Below are 17,034 nucleotides of genomic sequence, written 5' to 3' on the forward strand. Positions count from 1 at the left end.
TCCCCCGTAGGGTGGGTAAGCGAAGCGCACCCACCGCGGCTGTCTATTTCAGCGGCGAGTTTTTGCGCTCAATGCTGTAGCGCTCCAGCTCTTTGTACGGCACCACCTGGCTTTTCTTCTTGCGAACATCCACCACCGTCATACGGTCGGTGCAGGAGTAGCACGGGTCGAGGCTGCCGATAATCAACGGCGCGTCTGACACCGTATTGCCGCGCAGCATATAGCGCAGCGTCGGCCAGTTGGCGTAAGTCGCCGCGCGGCAGCGCCAGCGGTAGAGCTTCTGGTTGTCGCCGGTCATGCTCCAGTGAATGTCATCGCCGCGCGGCGCTTCGGAAAAACCGAGCGCGAAGCGGTTCGGGATATAGGTAAACCCTTCGACCAGCAACGGCCCGCCTGGCAGGTTATCCAGCCCGAAGTCAATCATATTGAGCGCGGTGAACACCTCGTTGATGCGCACTTTCAGGCGAGAGATCACGTCGCACCCCTGCTCGATGTGCACTTCCATCGGCAGCAGTCCGTAGCCCACAAACGGGTGATCGGCGCGGGTGTCGCGGGCGTGGCCGCTCGCGCGCACCATCGGCCCCACATTACTGAAATCGCGGGCGATCTGCGGGTCAAGACGGCCAATGCCCACCGTGCGCTGTTCGATATTCGGCGTGCTGAGCAGAATGCTCACCAGATCCTGCACCTCCCGGCGCATCTGCTGGGCCAGTTGACGGGTCTGGATCATGTCATCTTTCAGCAGATCGCGGCGAATGCCGCCAATCAGGTTCATGCCATAGGTTTTGCGCGCGCCGGTCAGGATCTCCGCCATCTTCATGGACGTTTCGCGCACCCGGAAAAACTGCATAAAGCCGGAGTCGAAGCCGACAAAGTGACACGCCAGGCCGAGGTTCAGCAGGTGACTGTGCAACCGCTCGACTTCCAGCAGAATGGCGCGGATCGCCTGCGCGCGTTCCGGCACCTGAATGCCCATCGCGTTTTCCACCGACGTGGTGTAGGCCGTACTGTGGGCGAACCCGCAGATGCCGCAGACGCGGTCAGAGAGAAACGTCACTTCGTTGTAGCCCATGCGGGTTTCGGCGAGTTTCTCCATGCCGCGGTGGACGTAAAAGAGCCGGTAGTCGGCGTCGATGATGTTTTCGCCATCCACGAACAGCCGGAAGTGGCCCGGTTCGTCGGAGGTGACATGCAGCGGACCGATGGGCACCACGTTATTTTTGGCATCGCCCAGTTCGTTGATGAACTCATAGGTCTCTTTATCGCTGGTCGGCGCCGGGCGCTGGCGGTAATCCATGCTGTCTTTGCGCAGCGGATACAGGTCGTCCGGCCAGTCATCCGGCAGCACCAGGCGGCGCTCATCCGGCAGACCAACCGGAACCAAACCATACATATCGCGCACTTCGCGCTCGCCCCACACGGCGGCGGGCACGCGCGGCGTCACGGACGGGAACTCCGGTTTATTCGCATCCACCTCGACCCGCACTGTTATCCAGCACTTCACGCCCTGCTCCATCGAGAGCACGTAGTAGACCGCGTAGCTGCCGCAGAGCTTGCGCTCGTCGTTGCCGAACAGCACCGACAGCCAGCCGCCCTGCTGGTAGTAAAGAAACTCCACCACTTCCGGCAGATAATTGATTTTCACCGTGACCGTTAGCTGGTCTTTGGTTTGCCAGGCTTCATCGAGCACCACGCCGGGAAACGCCTCATGCAGCGCGCGCAGATAGTGTTGCCCTGTTTTTTCTTCAGACATTGTTCAGTTCTCTTATCACGCCGCCAGCAAGGAGACGAAAGCTAAAAAGGCCAGGCCGAAACCGGTCCAGGTGACGCGCGAAACGGCGTTAAAGCGCAGACGCGCCATGCTGTTTTCAAAGAGCGCGATGATAAGCACGCCCGCCAGCAGTTTGACGACGGCCAGCGCCAGAGCAATCGCCATGCCGCTCAGGCTGAAAGTCAGCATTTGCCCCCAGGGCACAAATACGCCGACGAACATTTGCAGCACCACCAGCTGTTTGAGGCTGATCCCCCATTTCAGCAGCGCAAAGCCCGCGCCGCTGTACTCCGACAGCGGGCCTTCCTGTAACTCCTGCTCCGCTTCGGCGAGATCGAACGGCAGCTTGCCCATTTCGATAAACGTGGCGAAGGCGCAGGCGGCGAGCGCCAGCACCAGCGTCAGGCTGTGCGCGACGGGCCAGTCATAAACTCGCGCGGCGATCAGGCTGATATGCGTTGAACCCGCCACCGTCGCCGCGACCCACAGGCCGAGCAGCAGAATCGGCTCCACCAGTACGCCCAGCATCGCCTCGCGGCTTGCGCCGATCCCGGTGAACGGGCTGCCGGTATCCAGCCCGGCAATCGCGAAAAAGAAGCGCGCGATAGCGAAGAGATAGAGAAGCGTGATGAGATCGCCCGCGCCCGGCAACGGCGAGCGGACGGTGATGACCGGCAGCGCGGCGGCGATGGTGAACATAACGGCCAGCATGGCGTAAGGCGTGAACCGGAACACCCAGCCGGACGCCGCAGGCGCCACGCTCTGGCGGCCCAGCAATTTCAGCAGATCGCGATACTCCTGTAGTACGCCTGGCCCGCGACGGTTATGCAGGCGCGCGCGCGCCACGCGGGTGACGCCTGAGAGCAGCGGCGCGCAGGCAAAAAGCGCCAGCGCCTGTAAAAGAGGGAAAATCAGGTTTTGCATCTCACACTCCCCGTGAAATCACGACGACCAACAGCACGGCCAGTTCGACCACCGCCAGACGACGGCACAGTACCGGCAGGCTGGCGCTCTGCCAGCCCGGCAGCAGGCGCGCCGGATTAAGGATATGGCGCAGCTGAATCAGCGGCGCGAAGGCGGCCTTAACGGGCCGGGCGAAACCATGCGCGGTAATGACCATCTCCGGTTCGTGGTCGTAGCCGCAAACCCAGGCGCTGCCGCGCGTGCGCGACGGCAGGCGATCGCCTTTGAAGAGGATCATCAGCAGGAACGGCAGCAGCAGCGAGCCCACCAGCAGCAGCGTGATCACCGGCTGCGAAACGGTGGTGCCGGAAGTGACGATCGGCAGCGGGACGGCGCGGCCCAGCAGCGGCAACAGCCACGGCGCGGCGACGCCGCCCGCCACGCAGCACAGTGCAAGCCCCATCACACACAAGCGCATGAGCCAGGGCGCGTCGGTCGCCTGCGCGGCGGCCTGCGTGCGCGGCGCGCCGAGGAACGTCACCCCGTAGACCTTCGCCATACACATCACCGCCAGCGCGCCGGTAATCGCGAGCCCCACCGCCAGCAGCGGCCCAAGCAGACGGGTGATAAACAGCGGCTGCGCGCCCAGGTCAAAGAACGCCTGATAAATCACCCACTCGCCCGCAAAGCCGTTCAGCGGCGGCAGCGCGGCCATCGCCATCAGGCCCACCAGCATGGAGATCGAAATAAGCGGCATGGTTTTGCCGATGCCGCCGAGCTTTTCGATATCGCGCAGGCCGGTGCGGTGAAAGACCGCGCCCGCGCCGAGAAACAGCGTGGTTTTAAACAGGCTGTGGTTGAAGAGATGATAAAGCCCGCCCACCAGGCCGAGCGCCACCAGCGCAGGCTCGCCAAGCGAAATGCCGACAAGCCCCGCGCCGAGCCCCAGCAGAATAATGCCGATGTTCTCAAGCGTGTGGTACGCCAGCAGCCGCTGGATGTTGTGCTCAAGCAGCGCGTAAAGCCCGCCGATAAACGCAGTCACCATGCCGAGCACCAGCACCAGCACGCCGCACCAGAGCGGCAGCGCGGCGTTCATCAGCGAAAAGACCAGGATGCCGTAGAGCCCCACTTTCAGCACCACGGCGGAGAAGAGCGCGGCGGCGGGCGCGGCGGCCTGCGCATGGCCCTGCACCACGCCGCCGTGCAGCGGGATTACGCCTGCGAGCAGCCCGAAGCCCGTCAGTCCCAGCAGCCAGATGATGGCGCCGAACGGCTGCCCGGCAGTGAGCGAGCTTAACGCCAGCATGTCGAGCGTGCCGTACTGTCGCCACAGCAGCCAGCAGGCGAGCGCCAGCAGCAGCGTGCCGAGACGCCCCAGTGCAAACCAGAGCTTGCCGCCCGCGCTGTCGCCGGTCAGGAACACGGCGGCAAGCGCCATGATTTCCGCCATCGCCACCAGCGTCGCGAGGCTCTGGGCGGTAACCGCGAGCGTCGCGGCGCCAAGCAGCAGGTTGATAAGCGCCCCGCTGGCGCGCGCCTGCCCGTCGCGCGGGGTGATAAGCGTAAACAGGCAAATAAAGAAGCCCGGCAGGCCGAGTGTCGCAAGCCAGATTGCGTTAAAGGCGGTGAGATGCACCGCGAGCGAGCCGATATGCGTCGTAAGCGGCCCGTCGTTGACGTTGAGCAGCAGCCCGCCGCCCGTCGCCAGCGCGCACAGGCAACCCAGCGCGCCGCCAAGACCGGCAAGCCGTGCGCTGAGCGGCTTATGCCAGGCGCTCAGCAGCGCGAGCGCAAGCCCGGCGCCAAAGGCCGCCAGCGCGCCCTGATATAAGAAAATCGCGTTCATTATTCTCCTCCGCGCGGTTGCAGCAGCAGCGATAAGTCGCCGAGATCGGCATTAATGGTCAGTTCGCGTTTACGGCGGCTGGCGCGGGCGATGTCGTGGTTATCAACAAGCTTCAGCGCGCCGGTTGGACAGGTGCGTATGCAGGCCGGGCCGTCAGCGTCGAACTGGCAGAGATCGCACTTCACCGCAACAGCGCGCACGCCAGGCGTCCAGTCGAGAAACGCGCCGACGCGCGCAGGCGCAGGCGGCGCGGGGGGCGCTTTCGGGCTGTTGACGTTAGCGGGGATATGCAGCGGGCGGCTGCCGGAGAATTCAATCGCGCCGAACGGACAGGCGATGCCGCACAGTTTGCAGCTCACGCACAGGCTTTCATTGAGCTGAATCGCCCCCGCCTCGCGCGTGATGGCGTTCACCGGACAGACCTGCGCGCAGGGCGCGTCTTCGCAGTGGTGGCAAAGCTGTGGGGCGGAATCTTTTTGGTTACGCATAACCGTCAGGCGCGGCCTGGATTGCAGTCCATGCAGGCGGTGCGTCTCTGAACAGGCAGCCTCGCAGGTGTGGCAGCCGATGCAAAGCGTGGAGTCGGCAATGATAAAACGGTTCACCAGGTGTTCCTCAGGTGATGGACATTTTTGACGAAAAGTGACGACGACGGACGATTTCGACAGTCGGCGACACGTCGCCCGGTTAATGTGACGACGCGTCGCGGGCCGCCAGGATCTCGCTGATATGCAGCGGCGTGTCGTGCTGGACGGCGTCATACAACCCGTCGTACAGCGCGCCGATTTTGTCGAGGTAGTGCGCCAGCACCCGCTCGCGGTCGCGGATATCCACCGCGCCATCCAGCATGCCTTTTGCGTCAAGCTGTGCGGTGGCGAGCAGCGTCTCTTCGCTGCCGTCGCGGCGGGCTATCAGGTAGTTAATGGTGCGGCAGTGAAAGCCTTCGGCCTGCTCCACGCGGATGGCGAAATGCTCAAAGAGAAAGAAGCACAACCCGTTTTGCGGCTCGCAGCCGAGCGAGTGATGCAGCTTCTGACGCGACAGCGTAATGGCCTGGACCAGCGTATTGCAGTAGGTGTGCCAGTGCGTCTGTAACGCGCGGTGACGGTCGGCGATAAACTCCGCCTTCTGGCTTAGTTCGGACAGGATCATAGTGGTTAGCTCATTTAACAGAGATAACCCTCTGTAGCAGGAACCATGCCATTTTTTAATTATCTGTTTTTAATAGATTTATTCTGAAACGTCACGTCACGCCGTCTGTCATGACATGTCATTTCGACAGCCTCGACACCCGCCGCGACAGCCTTCCGCCACCCTTCTCCCGCGCTGGCACCGTTATTGCATTGCTTATGGCATTCGCAAACGCAAAGCGTACCGGAGGCGTTATGCACGAACTCACCCTCTGCCAGCGGGCAGTGGAAATTATTGAACAGCAGGCGCAGCAGCTTGGCGCACGCAAGGTCACCGGCGTATGGCTGGAAATCGGCGCGTTCTCCTGCGTCGAGCGCAGCGCGCTGGAGTTTTGCTTTGATCTGGCGTGCCGCGACACCCGCGCCGAGGGCTGCGCGCTGCATTTAAGCCAGCAGGAGGCGCAGTGCTGGTGCCCCCACTGCCAGCGGAATGTCGAGTTACTCACGATGCTGGTACGCCGCTGCCCGCATTGTCACAGCGCGGATCTGCGCATCGATGCCGATGACAGCGTGCAAATCAAGCGTCTGGAAATAGAACAGGAGTAGAAGATGTGTACGACCTGCGGTTGCCAGCACGGCAACCTTTATATAGAAGGCGATGAGCGCAACCCGCACTCGCCGTTTCGCGCCGCCCCCTTTGCCGCCGCGCCGCGCGCCGCGGCCCCCATCGCCACGATAAGCCTCAACACGTTCTCGCCTGAAATAGCGCCAGATGGCGCTCTCGATTACGGCCACGGCGAAGCGGGCACCCATGCGCCTGGCCTGAGCCAGCGCAAAATGGTGGAGATTGAAATCAACGTGCTCGATAAAAATAACCAGATTGCGCAGCGCAACCGCCAGCGGCTCGCCGCGCGCGGTCAACTGGCGCTGAATCTGGTCTCCAGCCCCGGTTCCGGCAAAACGACGCTGCTCACCGAGACGCTCAAACGCCTGCTCGATACCACGCCCTGCGCCGTTATCGAAGGCGATCAGCAGACGGTGAACGACGCCGAGCGCATTCGCGCCACCGGCACCCCGGCGATACAGGTTAATACCGGCAAAGGGTGTCATCTCGACGCACAGATGGTTCAGGAGGCGATGGCGCGCCTGCCGCTTGCCGATAACGGCGTGCTGTTTATTGAAAACGTCGGCAACCTGGTCTGCCCGGCGGGATTTGATCTCGGCGAGCGTCACAAAGTGGCGGTGCTCTCCGTGACCGAGGGCGAAGATAAGCCGCTCAAGTACCCGCATATGTTCGCCGCCGCCTCGCTGATGCTGCTCAATAAAATCGATCTGCTGCCGTACCTGAACTTCGACGTCGAGCAATGCATGGCGTACGCGCGCCAGGTCAACCCGAATATCACTATCCTGCTGGTCTCCGCCATGCGCGGCGACGGCATGAACGCGTGGCTCGCCTGGCTGGAGGAACAGCGATGTGCATAGGCATTCCGGGGCAGGTCTGCGAACTGCTCTCAGACAATCTCGCCCGCGTCGAGGTGTGCGGCGTGCGGCGTGATGTCGATTTAACGCTGGTAGGCACGCATGACGATAACGGCCAGCCGCGCCTCGGCCAGTGGGTACTGGTGCATGTCGGTTTCGCCATGAGCCTGATTAATGAGCGCGAGGCGCGCGACACGCTGGAGGCGCTGCAAACCATGTTTGAGGTGGAGCCGGATGTCGGCGCGCTGCTGTATGGCGAGGAGAACCGCTGATGCGTTATGTCGATGAATACCGCAACCCGGAACGGGTGCTGCGCCTGATGGACCGGCTGTGCGAACGCGCGCCGCTCTTAAACCACACGGCGCAGAAACCGCTGCGTATCATGGAGGTGTGCGGCGGCCACACCCACGCCATTTTTAAATTTGGCCTCGATCGCTTGCTGCCGGAGAACATTGAGTTTATCCACGGCCCCGGCTGCCCGGTCTGCGTGCTGCCGATGGGACGCATCGACAACGCCACCGAAATCGCCCGCCGTCCCGGCGTTATCTTCTGCACCTTCGGCGACGCCATGCGCGTGCCGGGCAAAAACGGCTCGCTGCTCCAGGCGAGAGCCCAGGGCGCGGACGTGCGTATCGTCTATTCGCCGATGGACGCGCTGAAAATCGCCGAACAGCAGCCAGAGCGCGACGTGGTGTTTTTCGGTTTAGGCTTTGAAACCACCATGCCCGCCACGGCGCTGACGCTTATTCAGGCGAAAGCGCGCGGCGTGCGCAATTTTTACTTTTTCTGCCAGCACATTACGCTTATCCCGACGCTGCAAAGCCTGCTGGAGCAGCCGGATAACCAGATTGACGCGTTTCTGGCGCCAGGGCATGTCAGCATGGTGATAGGCACCGACCCGTATGATTTCATCGCCGGGCGTTTCGCGCGCCCGCTGGTGGTGGCCGGTTTCGAGCCGCTGGATCTGTTACAGGGCGTGCTGATGCTGGTCGAGCAGCGTATCGCCGGAGAAAGCCGCGTGGAAAACCAGTACCGCCGCGTGGTGCCGGACGCGGGCAACCCGGCGGCGCAGCAGGCGATCGACACGGTGTTTCACGTCGAGGGCGACAGCGAATGGCGCGGGCTGGGGGTGATCCGCCACTCCGGCGTGCGGCTTCGCGCGCCGTTTCAAGCCTTTGACGCCGAGGCGCATTTCGCGCCCGCGCCGCAGCAGGTCAACGATTCCCCCGAAGCCCGCTGCGGCGAGGTGCTGACAGGCCGCTGTAAACCGGCCCAGTGCCCGCTCTTCGGCGCCCGCTGTAACCCGCAAAACGCCTTCGGCGCGCTAATGGTCTCCTCCGAAGGAGCCTGCGCCGCCTGGTATCAGTATCGTTCAGAGGAGTGCGACGCATGAACACCATTACTCTCGCCCACGGCAGCGGCGGCCAGGCGATGCAGCAGTTGATCGACCGCCTGTTTATGCAGGCATTTGAAAATCCGTGGCTGGCGGAGCAGGAAGATCAGGCGCGCCTGCCGCTTGCCGAACTGACGGCCAGAGGCGACCGGCTGGCGTTTTCCACCGACAGCTATGTTATCGACCCGCTGTTTTTCCCCGGCGGCGACATCGGCAAGCTCGCGATTTGCGGCACGGCCAATGATGTCGCAGTAAGCGGCGCCGTGCCGCGCTGGCTCTCCTGCGGTTTTATTCTTGAAGAGGGTCTGGAGATGGCGACGCTTGAAAAAGTGGCCCACAGCATGGCCGCGACGGCGCGCGCGGCAGGCATCCAGATAGTCACCGGCGATACCAAAGTGGTGCCGCGCGGCGCGGCGGATAAACTCTTTATCAATACTGCCGGGCTTGGGGCTATCCCCGCCGATATTCACTGGGGCGCGCGGCAGCTGGCGCCCGGCGACGTGCTGCTGGTCTCCGGCACGCTCGGCGATCACGGCGCGACTATCCTTAACCTGCGTGAACAGCTGGGGCTTGAAGGGGAACTGGCGAGCGACTGCGCCCTGCTCTCGCCGCTGATTCAGCAGTTGCGCGCCGTGCCGGGCGTGAAAGCCCTGCGCGACGCCACTCGTGGCGGGGTCAACGCCGTAGTGCATGAGTTCGCGGCAAGCGCGGGCTGCGGCATTGAGTTACAGGAGCGCGCGCTGCCGCTGAAACCCGCCGTGCGCGGCGTCTGCGAGCTGCTCGGTCTGGATGCGCTGAATTTCGCTAACGAGGGAAAACTGGTGATTGGCGTGGCGCGCGAGGCGGCGCAACATGCGCTGGCGGCGCTGCGCGCGCACCCGCTTGGGCAGGATGCGACTATGATTGGTGAGGTGGTGGCGCAAAAAGGGGTGCGTCTCGCCGGAATTTATGGCGTAAAGCGCACGCTTGATCTGCCGCATAGCGAACCTTTACCCCGGATCTGTTAAACCCTGTTTTTGCGCAAGAACCTGATAAACAGGCTGTGCCTACAATATTGATTTACGTTTTCGCCTTTTGCGAAATCATTCTGGATGAGCCTAATGTCATACACACCCATGAGCGATCTCGGCCAGCAAGGGCTGTTCGATATCACTCGCACTCTGATGCGCCAGCCCGATCTCTGCACGCTGGCGGAGGCGCTGAAATCGCTGCTCAACGCCGCCGGCTTAGCGGATCGGGTCAACATTCTGCTGTATCACCCGAAACATCAGCGTACCTGTTTTTACAGCGTCGACAGCGTCGGGAATGCCGTGACGTATGAAGATGAAACGGTGCTCTCCCACGGGCCGGTGCGTCGGCTGCTCTCCCGCCCCGAGGTGCTGCACTGCCGGTATGACGAATTCGCCGACACCTGGCCGCAGCTAGCTGCCCTGCCGCTCTACCCGACGTTTGGCTACTACTGTCTGGCGCCGCTCGCCGCCGAAGGGCATATTTTCGGCGGCTGCGAATTTATTCGCCACTCGCCCGAAAGCTTTAGCGAAAAAGAGTTTTCAAGGCTTCAGACGCTGACGCAAATCGTGAGCGTGGCGGCGGAACAAATCCAGACCCGCCTTGGCAACAGCCAGGATTACGCGCTGCTGTGCCGCGAGCGCGACGACTTTCGCATTCTGGTCGCCATCACTAACGCGGTGCTCTCCAAACTGCATCTTGATGAACTGGTGACCGAGATTTCGCACGAGATCCACCGCTATTTCAGTATCGATTCCATCAGTATCGTTCTGCCCGCGGCGCGCAAAGGCAAGCTGACTATCTGGTCCACGCACTATGTCGATGAAGCCGCGCCGCTGCACGACCAGAGCGAAGTACTGGAGAAAGGCACGCTCTCGGCGCGTGTATTTAGCTCGCGTGAAATGCTGCTGGTGAATCTGCACCATCGCGACGATCTGGCGCCTTACGAACAGATGCTGTTTGAGATGTGGGATAACCAGATCCAGACCATCTGCCTGCTGCCGCTGATGTTTGGCGAGAAGATGCTGGGCGTGCTGAAGCTCGCGCAGTGCGAGGAGCATATTTTTACCGCCGCCAACTTAAAACTGCTGCGCCAGATTGCCGAGCGCATCGCGATTGCGGTGGATAACGCGCTGGCGTACCAGGAGATCCATCGTCTCAAAGAGCGGCTGGTGGATGAGAACCTGGCGCTGACGGAGCAGATCAATAATGTCCCGGCGGATTTTGGCGAAATCATCGGGCGCTCGGACGCGATGATGGCCGTGATGAAGCAGGTGGAGATGGTCGCCAAAAGCGACAGCACGGTGCTGATCCTGGGTGAAACCGGCACCGGCAAAGAGCTTATCGCGCGCGCCATTCATAACCTGAGCGACCGCAACGGGCGGCGCATGGTGAAGCTGAACTGCGCGGCGATGCCCGCAGGCCTGCTGGAGAGCGATCTGTTCGGTCATGAGCGCGGCGCGTTTACCGGCGCCAGCGCCCAACGCATCGGCCGCTTTGAGCTTGCCGACAAAAGCAGCCTGTTTCTGGATGAAGTGGGCGATATGCCGCTGGATTTGCAGCCGAAACTGCTGCGCGTCTTGCAGGAGCAGGAGTTTGAGCGGCTCGGCAGCAACAAAGTCATTCAGACCGACGTGCGGCTGATTGCCGCCACGAACCGCGACTTACGCCAGATGGTGGCGGACCGCGAGTTTCGAAGCGATCTTTATTACCGTCTGAACGTGTTTCCGATCCATCTGCCGCCGCTGCGCGAGCGCCCGGAAGATATTCCGCTGCTGGTGAAGGCGTTCACCTTTAAAATCGCGCGCCGCCTGGGGCGCAGCATCGACAGCATTCCTGCCGAAACGCTGCATGTCTTAAGCCAGATGGAGTGGCAGGGCAACGTGCGCGAGCTGGAGAATGTGATTGAGCGCGCGGTGTTGCTGACGCGCGGCAATGTGTTGCAGCTTTCACTGCCGGAGCTGACGCTGCGCCCGGCGAAAAAAGCCGTCGCGGCGCCGACGGTTGAGATACGCGACGGCGAAGACGAAGTGGCGCGGATAACGCGGGTATTGAAGGAAACCAACGGCGTGATCGCCGGGCCGAAAGGCGCCGCCGCGCGTCTTGGCGTGAAGCGCACGACGCTGCTTTCAAGAATGAAGCGCCTGGGGATTGATAAGGAAGCGCTGTAAGCGTTTGGCTTTTGGCGGGTGTTTATGGCGGGTGCGGCTTCGCTTACCCGCCCTACGGTAACGGAGACTTCGTTTACTGGCGGGTGCGCTTCACTTACCCGCCCTACGGTAACGGTGGCTTACGTTTACTGGCGGGTGCGCTTCGCTTACCCGCCCTACGGTAACGGAGTCTTCTTTTACCGGCGGGTGCGCTTCGCTTACCCGCCCTACGGGTAACGGTGGCTTACGTTTACTGGCGGGTGCGCTTCGCTTACCCGCCCTACGGTAACGGTGGCTTACGTTTACTGGCGGGTGCGGCTTCGCTTACCCGCCCTACGGTAACGGAGTCTTCTTTTACCGGCGGGTGCGCTTCGCTTACCCGCCCTACGGCATCGGACCTCACGTTTGATGTAGGGTGGGTAAGCGAAGCGCACCCACCACTCAATCACCGGTTAACGAACTACTCGCCCTTAAACATCGGCGGCGGGCGACGGAAGCGGCGGGTAAGCCAGGTCAGGTACATCAGCCCCAGCGCGGCCCAGATAAGCCCCATCGTCAGCGAACTTTTCTCAAGATTCAGCCACAGCACCGCGACCGTCAGCGCGCCTACCAGCGGCAGGATTAGGTAGTTAATCCGGTTCTTCCAGCCTTTGTTGCGCCCTTCCCGCAGGAAAAAGTGATTCACCACCGAGAGGTTCACAAACGTAAACGCCACCAGCGCGCCGAAATTAATGAGCGCCGTTGCGGTCACCAGGTCAAACGAAAGCGCGCTCAGCGCCACGACGCCCACCAGAATCACGTTCAGCGCCGGCGTGCGCCATTTCGGGTGCACATAGCCGAAGACCTTTTCCGGAAACACGTTATCGCGGCCCATCACATATAACAGGCGCGACACGCTGGCGTGCGACGCCAGCCCGGACGCCAGCGTGTTCACAAACGTGCAGCACAGGAAAACCGACTGGAACAGCTTGCCGCCCACATAGAGCGCAATCTCCGGCAGCGCCGCGTCCGGCTCTTTAAAGCGCCCCATCGTCGGGAAAAAGAGCTGAATAAAAAACGAGGCCGCGATGAAAATCACGCCGCCGTAGAGCGCCGTCAGGAAAATCGCGCGCGGAATGGTCTTGCCTGCATCCGGCGTCTCTTCCGACAGCGTCGTTACGGCATCGAAACCGAGAAACGAAAAACAGACGATGGTCGCCCCGGTGATAATCGGCAACAGCTGCGCGTTTTCGCTGACAAACGGCTGAACCGACCAGATGGTGCCTGTGCCCTCGCCCTTATGCAGGCCATGGATCACAAGAAAAATAAACACCGCGATGATAGCCACCTGCACCGTGACGAACAGCGTGTTGAAGTTCGCCACCAGGTTGACGCTTTTCAGGTTCGCGAGCGTCATGATGCCCACATAGAGCACCACCCAGATCCACTGCGGCACGTCCGGGAACATCGCGGAGAGATAGAGTTTCGCCAGCAGGACGTTGATCATCGGCAGGAACAGATAATCAAGCAGCGACGACCAGCCCACCAGGAACCCCACGTGCGGGTTAATCGCCTGCTGGGCGTAGGTATAGGCGGAGCCCGCCGTCGGGAAGCGTTTAACCAGTTTGCCGTAGCTGATGGCGGTAAACAGCACGCCCGCCAGCGCCAGCAGATAAGAGGCCGGCACGTGACCGTTACTGATGCCGGAGACAATGCCGAAGGTGTCGAACACGGTCATCGGGGTCAGATAGGCCAGGCCCATCATCACCACCTGCCAGAGTTTGAGCGATTTACGCAGTTGCGGACGCGCTGCGTCAACGTTGAGATCGTAGTTAATCGCCATCGCGCGTTCCCCCTTTCGTCTCTGTGATTCGTCGTGAAACAGAGGCCGGAGGGAGTCGTCGTGACGCGTGCTGAAAACGCGGATGAAGCAAAGCCTCAGGGGCGGGCCCATAATTACTGCGGCTCAGGCGGGTGCCCGCGCGCAGCGGACAGACATAAAGTGGCACCATCTCATTATCCTCGTAACGTATCCTGAACGTCGTCTGTAAGCCGCTGCCGCGCGCTATTCCTTCACGCGACACCGGAAACGCCGGCGCGACAGGCCCGGCGAGCTTTCGCCGCGGCCTTCTGTGGCGCGGCATGGTGCGTACTGAATCCGCTTTGGATATAAACAACCTGTAGCCTGGATAACGCCCGCCTGCCATACGCGCGGGGAAAGTTTCAGGCCAGCCGTCAGGCGTTTTTCAGCATCCACTCAATTTCCGTTTCGGTGATGAGCCGCTCGAACTGGATAAGCTCGTCGTTTTTGCAGGCGTGAAACACCTCGCAAAACCGCGCGCCCAGCCGCTCGCGCATCGCCGGATGAACCTGGAATTCGTACAGGGCGTCGCTCTGGCGGATAGGAAACGGGGTTCCTTCCTGCTCCAGACCGTTGCCTTCCACCGCCTCGGGCAGCGGCAAGTCGTTTTCCAGGCCGTGCACTATACCTGCAAGCACTGCAGACATCACGAGATAAGGGTTCGCATCCGCGCCCGCTACGCGATATTCCACGCGGTGGCTGTCGCGATCGCCGCAGGGAATGCGCAGCGCCACGGTGCGGTTGTTATGGCCCCAGGAGGCCTGCGTCGGGACATACATCCCCGGCTGGAAACGGCGGTAAGAGTTGACGTTTGGCGCCAGCAGCGCCATCGAGGCGGGCATCATGTCGATCATCCCGGCGAGCGCCTGCTTAAGCAGGCAGGAATCGTCGCCGTCGGGGAGCGCCAGCACATTCTGCCCGTTGTCATCGACGATGCTGATATGAATGTGCATTCCGCTACCGGCGTGCTCTTCATAAGGCTTGGCCATAAAGGTGGCCTGCATCCCGTGTTTTTCGGCCACCAGCCGCACGAGACGCTTGAGCGCGAGCGCGTGATCGCAGGCCTGCAAGACGTTGTCGGTGTGGTGAAGGTTGATTTCAAACTGGCCCGGCGAGGCTTCCGCCACCGCGCCATCGGCGGGGATCTGCTGCATGCGCGCCAGCTCGTCGATATCGCTTAACACATCGGCGAAGCGGTCGAGATTATCGACTGAGTAGACCTGGCTTTGGGTATTACGATCCTGGGTGCCGGGCGCGCACGGCGGCTGGAGATAGCCTTCGGCGTCGCGCTGGCGGTCAATGAGATAGAACTCCAGCTCTACCGCTACCACGGGGCGCAGACCGCGCTGGCGCAACTGCTGCCAGAGTCGGTTAAGCACGTTGCGCGGCTCAACGTCAAAGGGAGTACCATCTTCATCCTGCATGGTCAGCAGGAGTTGCCCGAGATACTCCGGGTCGGTGGCGGACGGCACCAGGCTTCCCGCGACCGGCACGCAGCGGCGATCCGGCTCGCCGAGATCCTGTCCCAGCCCCGCTTCTTCCACGACATTGCCCAGAATATCCATCGCAAAAACCGAGGCCGGGAAATAACAGCCCTTCTCGATTTTCAAAAGGCCTGTCACGGGAATGCGTTTGCCGCGAAAACTGCCGTTGAGATCCGTCAACATCACGTCGACATACTCCGTCAACGGATAACGCTCCAGGTAGGCATTCACTTCGCGCGCAAACGCACTGGTTCGCCTCTCTTCACTGTAATGCACAACATTTTCTACTGCCACGATATGGGTTTCCATGATTCACCGCCGTTGTTGCAGATACCGGTCTGCGCAATCAGACCGTTCGATATAATTTCCACTTTTAGAATCTAGATGCAACAGAAATGTTTTTCAAATGTTAAATGCGGTTTGAATTTTAGTTACAGCGCTGCTAGATTGAGAAAATATTGACCAGAAAGCGGCGCAAACGTGGCGTTTGTGCATAATTTAGTCCAGCGCGAGAGGAATGTATGGGCATTATATTTAACAGGCCGATGATAGGCGTCGTGATGTGCAGAAACAGTATCAAGGGGCACCCAAGCCAGACGTTGCAAGAGAAATACATTAACGCCGTGCTGAACGCTGGCGGCTTGCCGGTGCCCCTGCCTCATATCGTCGCTGAACCCGTTCTTCTCGATCAGCTGCTCGCTGAACTTGACGGCATTATGCTGCCGGGCAGCCCCAGCAACGTCCAGCCGCACCTGTATGGTGAAAACGGCGATGAGCCTGCCGCCGACCCCGGGCGGGACACTCTGAGCATCGCGCTGATTGAGCGCGCGCTGGAAAGGCGCATCCCCCTTTTCGCCATCTGTCGCGGGCTTCAGGAACTGGTTGTCGCCACCGGGGGGACGCTGTATCGTCGGCTGTTTGACGAGCCGGAACTGCTGGAACACCGCGAGGATCCTGAGCTTCCGTTGGATCAGCAGTACGCGCCGTCTCATGAGGTGCAGGTTGTGCCGGGTGGGCTACTTGGCAAACTGATACCGGGCTGCAACACGTTTTGGGTAAATTCGCTGCATGGCCAGGGCGCACGCACGCTGGGCGCGCCGCTGCGCGTCGAAGCGCGCTCGCCGGATGGCCTTGTAGAAGCCGCAAGCGTTATCGATCACCCGTTTGCACTGGGGGTGCAGTGGCACCCGGAATGGAACAGCAGCGAATACGCACTCTCGCGGCTGTTGTTTGAAGGTTTTATTACCGCCTGTCGGGGGTTTCGGGCCGAAAAGCCCCGGCCCGCCTGACGTTACTATAAAGGAAGAGACTCTATGAGCGATGTCACCCTGGCGCCGGGGAAGCGTTTAGCGCAGATCCGCCAGCAACTGGGTTTGTCGCAGCGCCGCGTCGCTGAACTTTCCGGGCTTACGCACAGCGCTATCAGCACCATTGAACAGGACAAAGTGAGTCCGGCCATCAGTACGCTGCAAAAGCTACTGAAGGTGTACGGGCTTTCGCTGTCGGAATTTTTTGCCGAACCAGAAAAACCGGACGAACCGCAGGTCGTCATCAATCAGGATGAGTTGATTGAGATAGGCAGCCAGGGCGTCTCGATGAAGCTGATTCATAACGGGGATCCGCATCGCACGCTGGCGATGCTGTTTGAAACCTACCAGCCCGGCACCACGACCGGGGAGAGGATTAAACATCAGGGTGAAGAGATTGGCACCCTGCTGGAAGGGGAAATCGTGTTGACCGTCAACGGCCAGACGTTCCACCTGACCGCAGGCCAGAGCTATGCCATCAACACCGGCATACCTCACAGCTTCAGTAATACCTCGGCCGGGATCTGCCGCATCATCAGCGCGCATACGCCCACCACCTTCTGATAACCGTTCAGCGCGTTCGGTTAGAAGAAGACGCCGGGCGCGCCTGACACGGGCCGCATCTGACCTGAGCTAAACGGGCTTTATTCGCCTGCGGGCTTCTGCGTCGAAAATTCAGGCGGAACCGCCGCCTTACACGCGCTAACCCTTTGTTATGAC

The 17,034-nt window shown here is 61.2% G+C and carries 15 protein-coding genes; 8 read left to right on the forward strand and 7 right to left on the reverse strand.

The window, feature by feature from the left end:
* Positions 1 to 43: 43 nt before the first annotated feature.
* From hycE to hycA, 5 genes are all read right to left on the reverse strand, one after another.
* A complete protein-coding gene (hycE, locus tag AB8W27_RS11335) occupies positions 44 to 1,753 on the reverse strand; it encodes a formate hydrogenlyase subunit HycE (RefSeq protein WP_015741042.1) in 1,710 nt (569 codons plus the stop codon).
* Between the two features lie 15 nt (positions 1,754 to 1,768).
* A complete protein-coding gene (locus AB8W27_RS11340) occupies positions 1,769 to 2,695 on the reverse strand; it encodes a respiratory chain complex I subunit 1 family protein (RefSeq protein WP_015741041.1) in 927 nt (308 codons plus the stop codon).
* A 1-nt stretch (position 2,696) separates the two neighbouring features.
* Positions 2,697 to 4,523 (reverse strand): formate hydrogenlyase subunit 3, encoded by a 1,827-nt coding sequence (gene hycC / locus AB8W27_RS11345; RefSeq protein ID WP_041923485.1) that lies wholly within the window; start codon positions 4,521 to 4,523, stop codon positions 2,697 to 2,699.
* The gene (locus tag AB8W27_RS11350; protein ID WP_004385377.1) at positions 4,523 to 5,128 is read right to left on the reverse strand and encodes a 4Fe-4S dicluster domain-containing protein; all 606 of its coding nucleotides are present in this window, start codon (positions 5,126 to 5,128) and stop codon (positions 4,523 to 4,525) included. The genes hycC and AB8W27_RS11350 overlap by 1 nt, the downstream gene beginning before the upstream one ends.
* 82 nt (positions 5,129 to 5,210) lie before the next feature.
* Positions 5,211 to 5,675 carry a formate hydrogenlyase regulator HycA gene (hycA, locus tag AB8W27_RS11355; protein WP_015741038.1) on the reverse strand — a complete coding sequence of 155 codons (465 nt, stop codon included), beginning with the start codon at positions 5,673 to 5,675 and terminating at the stop codon, positions 5,211 to 5,213.
* Between the two features lie 233 nt (positions 5,676 to 5,908).
* On the opposite strand from hycA, the gene hypA reads away from it, so the two are divergent.
* The 6 genes from hypA to flhA all read left to right on the forward strand — a co-directional run bounded on the left by hypA (position 5,909) and on the right by flhA (position 11,704).
* On the forward strand, positions 5,909 to 6,259 hold the full coding sequence (hypA, locus tag AB8W27_RS11360) for a hydrogenase maturation nickel metallochaperone HypA (protein ID WP_015741037.1): 351 nt from the start codon (positions 5,909 to 5,911) through the stop codon (positions 6,257 to 6,259).
* Between the two features lie 3 nt (positions 6,260 to 6,262).
* Entirely contained in the window at positions 6,263 to 7,135 is an 873-nt protein-coding gene (gene hypB / locus AB8W27_RS11365; RefSeq protein ID WP_015741036.1) for a hydrogenase nickel incorporation protein HypB, read from the forward strand.
* Positions 7,126 to 7,404, forward strand: a complete 279-nt coding sequence (locus tag AB8W27_RS11370) for a HypC/HybG/HupF family hydrogenase formation chaperone (RefSeq protein WP_015741035.1) — start codon at positions 7,126 to 7,128, stop codon at positions 7,402 to 7,404. The genes hypB and AB8W27_RS11370 overlap by 10 nt, the downstream gene beginning before the upstream one ends.
* Positions 7,404 to 8,525, forward strand: a complete 1,122-nt coding sequence (gene hypD / locus AB8W27_RS11375) for a hydrogenase formation protein HypD (RefSeq protein ID WP_015741034.1) — start codon at positions 7,404 to 7,406, stop codon at positions 8,523 to 8,525. Before AB8W27_RS11370 ends, hypD begins: the two co-directional genes overlap by 1 nt.
* A complete protein-coding gene (gene hypE / locus AB8W27_RS11380) occupies positions 8,522 to 9,532 on the forward strand; it encodes a hydrogenase expression/formation protein HypE (RefSeq protein ID WP_015741033.1) in 1,011 nt (336 codons plus the stop codon). The genes hypD and hypE overlap by 4 nt, the downstream gene beginning before the upstream one ends.
* A 93-nt stretch (positions 9,533 to 9,625) precedes the next feature.
* A complete protein-coding gene (flhA, locus tag AB8W27_RS11385; protein ID WP_015741032.1) occupies positions 9,626 to 11,704 on the forward strand; it encodes a formate hydrogenlyase transcriptional activator FlhA in 2,079 nt (692 codons plus the stop codon).
* Between the two features lie 439 nt (positions 11,705 to 12,143).
* On the opposite strand, the gene AB8W27_RS11390 is transcribed toward flhA, so the two are convergent.
* Complete coding sequence (locus tag AB8W27_RS11390; RefSeq protein WP_007760527.1) at positions 12,144 to 13,505, reverse strand: APC family permease; 1,362 nt, start codon at positions 13,503 to 13,505, stop codon at positions 12,144 to 12,146.
* A gap of 392 nt (positions 13,506 to 13,897) precedes the next feature.
* Complete coding sequence (locus AB8W27_RS11395; RefSeq protein WP_015741030.1) at positions 13,898 to 15,316, reverse strand: glutamine synthetase family protein; 1,419 nt, start codon at positions 15,314 to 15,316, stop codon at positions 13,898 to 13,900.
* Positions 15,317 to 15,528: 212 nt separating this feature from the next.
* On the opposite strand from AB8W27_RS11395, the gene puuD reads away from it, so the two are divergent.
* Both puuD and puuR read left to right on the forward strand, forming a co-directional pair.
* Complete coding sequence (puuD, locus tag AB8W27_RS11400) at positions 15,529 to 16,296, forward strand: gamma-glutamyl-gamma-aminobutyrate hydrolase (RefSeq protein ID WP_007760522.1); 768 nt, start codon at positions 15,529 to 15,531, stop codon at positions 16,294 to 16,296.
* A gap of 24 nt (positions 16,297 to 16,320) precedes the next feature.
* The gene (gene puuR, locus AB8W27_RS11405) at positions 16,321 to 16,878 is read left to right on the forward strand and encodes an HTH-type transcriptional regulator PuuR (protein ID WP_007696881.1); all 558 of its coding nucleotides are present in this window, start codon (positions 16,321 to 16,323) and stop codon (positions 16,876 to 16,878) included.
* The last annotated feature ends 156 nt before the right edge of the window (positions 16,879 to 17,034 follow it).

Origin of the sequence: Cronobacter turicensis, assembly GCF_041222865.1 — a bacterium.
GTDB lineage: Bacteria > Pseudomonadota > Gammaproteobacteria > Enterobacterales > Enterobacteriaceae > Cronobacter > Cronobacter turicensis.